This is a genomic window from Methylorubrum podarium (assembly GCF_040270385.1).
Taxonomy (GTDB): domain Bacteria; phylum Pseudomonadota; class Alphaproteobacteria; order Rhizobiales; family Beijerinckiaceae; genus Methylobacterium; species Methylobacterium podarium.
The window spans coordinates 1-4,306 of sequence record NZ_JBELQE010000074.1 but is presented as its reverse complement, the minus strand read 5'-3'; the positions used below and the strand labels follow the sequence as shown (position 1 = coordinate 4,306).

Here is a 4,306-nt window from a genome sequence, read left to right as displayed (position 1 = left end):
CCAACAACCCCCGGCGGCACCCCCCCGGCCTTAGCCCCGCCTTCTCCCCCCCCCCCCCCCCCCCCGCCCCCCGGGGGGGGTGGGGGGGCCGGGGGGGGTGGGGGGGGCGCCCCCGGCTCAGGTCTTTCCGGAAACGGCGCTCCCCTCACCCGACCCCCTTCGGGGGCCACCCTCTCCCGCAGAGGGGAGAGGGTTGGGGGTGCCCTCGTCGTTAAGATCGGCGGCAGCCTCGTCTCGAATGGTGAGCGGCTCCGCGCCATCCTCGCCGGCTGCGCGGCCAACCCTCCCGTCGCGATCGTGCCCGGCGGCGGCCCCTTCGCCGACGCGGTGCGGACGGCGCAAGCCGCCCTCGGCTTCGACGACAGGCTCGCCCATTGCCTCGCCCTCGACGCCATGGGCCGCATGGCCGAGGTGTTTTCCGCGCTCGAACCGCGGCTCGCAATTGCCGCGAGCCCGGGTGCCGTCGCCGGCGCTCTGGCTCGGGGCGTTTCCGTGATCTGGGACCCGGTGGCGCTGAAGGCCGGCCATCCCGACATCGCCGAGAGCTGGGCGGTCACCTCCGACAGCCTCGCCCTCTGGCTGGCGCGCACGATCGGCGCCGAGCGCTGCATCCTCGTGAAGTCCGCCGCCGTCCCGGCTCACGCCGACCCGGCGGCACTCGCGCGCGCCGGCCTCGTCGATGCCGCCTTCCCGGGCTTCGCCGCCGCCTATCCCGGCGCGATCGAGATCCACGGTCCCGACGCGTCCCCCGAGAGGCACGCCGCATGAGCGCGCCCGAGCACCTCGTCTTCATCACCGGCAAGCTGGCCCATGCCCGGCTCGAGAAGGTCGCGGCGACCCTGCCGGCCGAGCGCTTCACCTGGAGCATCGCCGATGCCGGGGTGAAGGTCGCCGCGCTGATGACGGAAGAGATCATCAAGCGCCGGGTGCAGATGCCCGAGGGCGCGACCCGGATCGTCCTGCCCGGCCGCTGCCGCGCCAACCCGGAGGCGCTGGCCCGGCATTTCGGTCTGCCGGTGGAGCGCGGGCCGGACGAGATCGTCGATTTGCCGGCTTATCTTGGGCTGACCGGGCGCAAGGTCGATCTTTCGCGCCACGATCTGCGCATCTTCTCCGAGATCGTCGACGCCTCGAAGATGACGCCGGACCAGATCCTGGCCAAGGGCCTCGACCTCGCCCGCCGCGGCGCCGACGTGATCGATCTCGGCGGCCTGCCCGACACGCCGTTCCCGCATCTGGAGGACAGCGTGCGGGCGCTGAAGGGCGCGGGGCTGAGGGTCAGCGTCGATTCCTTCTCGCTGGACGAGCTGACCCGCGGCGCGCGGGCCGGCGCCGACTATCTTCTGAGCCTCAACGAGGAGACGCTGGACCTCGCCTTCGAGACCGACGCGGTGCCGATCCTCGTGCCGATGCGGCCCGACGACCTGCCCTCCCTGGATCGGGCGATCGAGCGGATGGAGCGAGCCGGCCGGCCCTACATGGCCGACCCGATCCTCGAGCCGATCCATTTCGGATTCGTCGATTCGATCGTCCGCTACCGCGAGATCCGGGCGCGCTGGCCGCACATCGAGATGATGATGGGCACCGGCAACCTCACCGAACTCACCGAGGCCGACAGCCTCGGCGTCACGGCGCTCCTCGTCGGCATGTGCTCGGAACTCGCCATCCGCAACGTGCTGATCGTGCAGGTCTCGAACCACACCCGCCGCACGGTGGAGGAGCACGACGCCGCCCGCCGGGTGATGTACGCGGCCAAAGAGGACGCCGCCCTGCCCAAGGGCTACGGCCGCGACCTTCTGGCGCTGCACGACAAGCGGCCCTTCGTGCAGACCTCCGATGAGATCGCGGCGCTCGCCGCGGAGGTGCGCGATCCCAATTACCGCATCGCGGTTGCCGAGGACGGCATCCACCTCTACAACCGTAGCGTTTATAAGACCGGCACCGACGCGATGGCCTTCTTCCCCGATCTGAGCGTGGAGAGCGACGGCGCGCACGCCTTCTACCTCGGCGGAGAGCTGACCAAGGCCGAGACTGCGTTTCGGCTGGGCAAGCGCTACGTGCAGGACGAGCCCCTCGACTGGGGCTGCGCCGCCGACCGGGCGCAGGAGGACACCACCGCCTTCAAGGCGGCCGGGCCGACGAAAGCCGCCCATACCAAGCATAGCGGCCCCGCGGCGCCCGCCGCCGCGCGCGCGGCCGAGGCCGATCCGGAGCAGGGCGCGAGTCCCCCCGAGACCGAGACGGGGCGCGGCCCGGAGGCCGAGCCCGACAGGCTCGCCGAGCCGAAGGGCGGCCGCATCGTCTGCGGCCGTCTGGTGCCGGACGAGGACCGGAATTAATCACCTGCGCATCGGCTTCTTCCGAAGGCCGGTGACCACCGTTCGGACCGATGCTCGATGCCGCTGATCCTGGAGACCGTCGTCACCACCCTGTCGGCGGCGGGCGCGATGCATCTCGTGCCGTTCGGCCTGATCCGCGAGGGCGAGGATTACGTGCTCGCCCCGTTCCGGCCCTCGCCGACCATCGAGAACCTCGCCGAGCGCCCCTTCTTCACGGCCTCGGCGCCGAGCGACGTGCGGGTGATCGCCGGCGTCGTGACGGGGCGGCGCGACTGGCCGGTGGTCGATTGCGATCACATTCCCGGCAAGCGCCTCGCCGAATGCTTCGGTCATGCCGAGTTCGAGGTGGCGGCGATCGAGGAGGACCCGCAGCGTCCGCGCTACCGGGGGCGGATGGTGCACGCGGTCAGCCACGTGCCGTTCATCGGCTACAACCGGGCGCAGGCGGCGGTGATCGAGGCGGCGATCCTGTCCACGCGGCTCCACATGCTGGAGCCGGAAAAGGTCCTGACGGAGATGGCCTATCATGCCATAGCGATCGCCAAGACCGCCGGCCCCGCCGAGCGTGAGGCCTGGGACTGGATCGAGGACAAGGTCGCGAACGCCCTGGGGCGCACCGGCCGCGTCCTCGACGGGACGAGCCGCCCCCTGTGAGGCGGCAACGGCAAAAAAATGTCTGAGGAGATTCCCGGTTTGAAGCGGATCGCACTGCTCGCCGCCGCGGCGCTCGCCGTCACCACCCTCGGGGCAGAGGCGCAGCACGCGCCGACCCGGCGCAAGATCGTCGAGAGCGTCACCATCGACGCCTCGCCCGACAAGGTCTGGGCCGTGGTCGGCAACCCGGCGGATGCCGGCTGGATCGAGAACGTGGCGCGGGCCGAGCGGCAGGGAAGCGCGGACAAGCCGGTCTTCCGCCTGACGCTGAAGAACGGCCACGCCATCGTCGAGGAGAGCCGCAAGCTCGATGCCGAGCACCGGAGCTTCGCCTACTACCTCCTCGAGAACGACGTCGCCGACCTGCCGGCCAAGGACTACTCGGCCACGATCTCGGTGCGGCCCGAGGGCGAGCACGCGCGGGTCGAGTGGCGGGCCGCGTTCTACCGCGGCCATCCGAACAGCGACCCGCCGCCCGAACTCAACGACGAGAATTCGGAGAAAGCCGTGCGGGCCTGGGTTCATGCCAGCCTTGAGAAGCTCAAGGCCAGGCTTGAGAAGAGCGGCTCCTGACACAAGTCGCTCGAACGAAGGGTGAAGCGGCCATGCTCGGCGGCTTCGATGGGAGGAGAAAACACATGAAGTTCAGGACGCTCGCGGCCGTGGCGGCGCTCGCCACGGTGACCTTTGCCGCGCAGGCGCACGGCCCGACCCGGCAGAAGGTCTCGGAGTCGATCGAGATCAACGCCCCCGCCGACAAGGTCTGGGCGATCGTCGGCAACTTCCAGGACGGAAGCTGGATTCCGGTGGTCGAGAAGACCGAGGGCAAGGGCGGCAACGAGGTCAAGGCGACCCGCACGCTGACCCTGAAGGGCGGCGCCACGGTCGAGGAGGAACTCGCCAAGTACGACGCCGAGAAGAAGACCCTCATGTACCGGATCAACAAGGTCGACGTGAAGGTCCTGCCGGTGAACGACTATTCCTCGACGATCGAAGTCGAGGGCGACGGAGCCAAGTCGAAGCTGACCTGGCGCGGCGCGTTCTACCGCGGCTACATGAACAACGATCCGCCGCCCGAGCTGAACGACGAGGCGTCCAAGAAGGCCGTGTCCGGCCTCTACAAATCCGGCCTGGAGAACGTGAAGGCCAAGGCCGAGAAGGGCTCGTAGGGCTCTGATGCTGCGGAGAGCCGGCGTGTCCAGCATGCTCCAGACGACGCGCCGGCTCTTCCCTCTCCCCTCTGCGGGAGAGGGTGGCCCGCGAAGCGGGTCGGGTGAGGGGAGCGACCTCTCCGGAAGCGTCGCCCCCTCTCC

5 protein-coding genes are annotated in these 4,306 nt (G+C 70.2%); all 5 read left to right on the top strand.

The window, feature by feature from the left end; genetic code table 11:
- Positions 1–216: 216 nt before the first annotated feature.
- The 5 genes from ABS772_RS12995 to ABS772_RS12975 all read left to right on the top strand — a co-directional run bounded on the left by ABS772_RS12995 (position 217) and on the right by ABS772_RS12975 (position 4,162).
- Complete coding sequence (locus ABS772_RS12995; protein WP_350395074.1) at positions 217–768, top strand: amino acid kinase family protein; 552 nt, start codon at positions 217–219, stop codon at positions 766–768.
- Positions 765–2,339: a DUF6513 domain-containing protein gene (locus ABS772_RS12990; protein ID WP_350395072.1), complete on the top strand. Its 1,575-nt coding sequence runs from the start codon at positions 765–767 to the stop codon at positions 2,337–2,339. The genes ABS772_RS12995 and ABS772_RS12990 overlap by 4 nt, the downstream gene beginning before the upstream one ends.
- Positions 2,340–2,396: 57 nt before the next feature.
- On the top strand, positions 2,397–2,993 hold the full coding sequence (locus ABS772_RS12985; protein WP_350395070.1) for a DUF447 domain-containing protein: 597 nt from the start codon (positions 2,397–2,399) through the stop codon (positions 2,991–2,993).
- A gap of 39 nt (positions 2,994–3,032) precedes the next feature.
- Positions 3,033–3,566: an SRPBCC family protein gene (locus ABS772_RS12980; RefSeq protein WP_350395069.1), complete on the top strand. Its 534-nt coding sequence runs from the start codon at positions 3,033–3,035 to the stop codon at positions 3,564–3,566.
- Between the two features lie 65 nt (positions 3,567–3,631).
- Positions 3,632–4,162: an SRPBCC family protein gene (locus tag ABS772_RS12975; RefSeq protein WP_238255593.1), complete on the top strand. Its 531-nt coding sequence runs from the start codon at positions 3,632–3,634 to the stop codon at positions 4,160–4,162.
- Positions 4,163–4,306: the final 144 nt, after the last annotated feature.

Coding starts and splice junctions, on each gene's coding strand:
- ABS772_RS12975 (WP_238255593.1), top strand. CDS start 3,632: ATGAAGTTCAGGACGCTCGCGGCCGTGGCGGCGCTCGCCACGGTGACC.
- ABS772_RS12990 (WP_350395072.1), top strand. CDS start 765: ATGAGCGCGCCCGAGCACCTCGTCTTCATCACCGGCAAGCTGGCCCAT.
- ABS772_RS12985 (WP_350395070.1), top strand. CDS start 2,397: ATGCCGCTGATCCTGGAGACCGTCGTCACCACCCTGTCGGCGGCGGGC.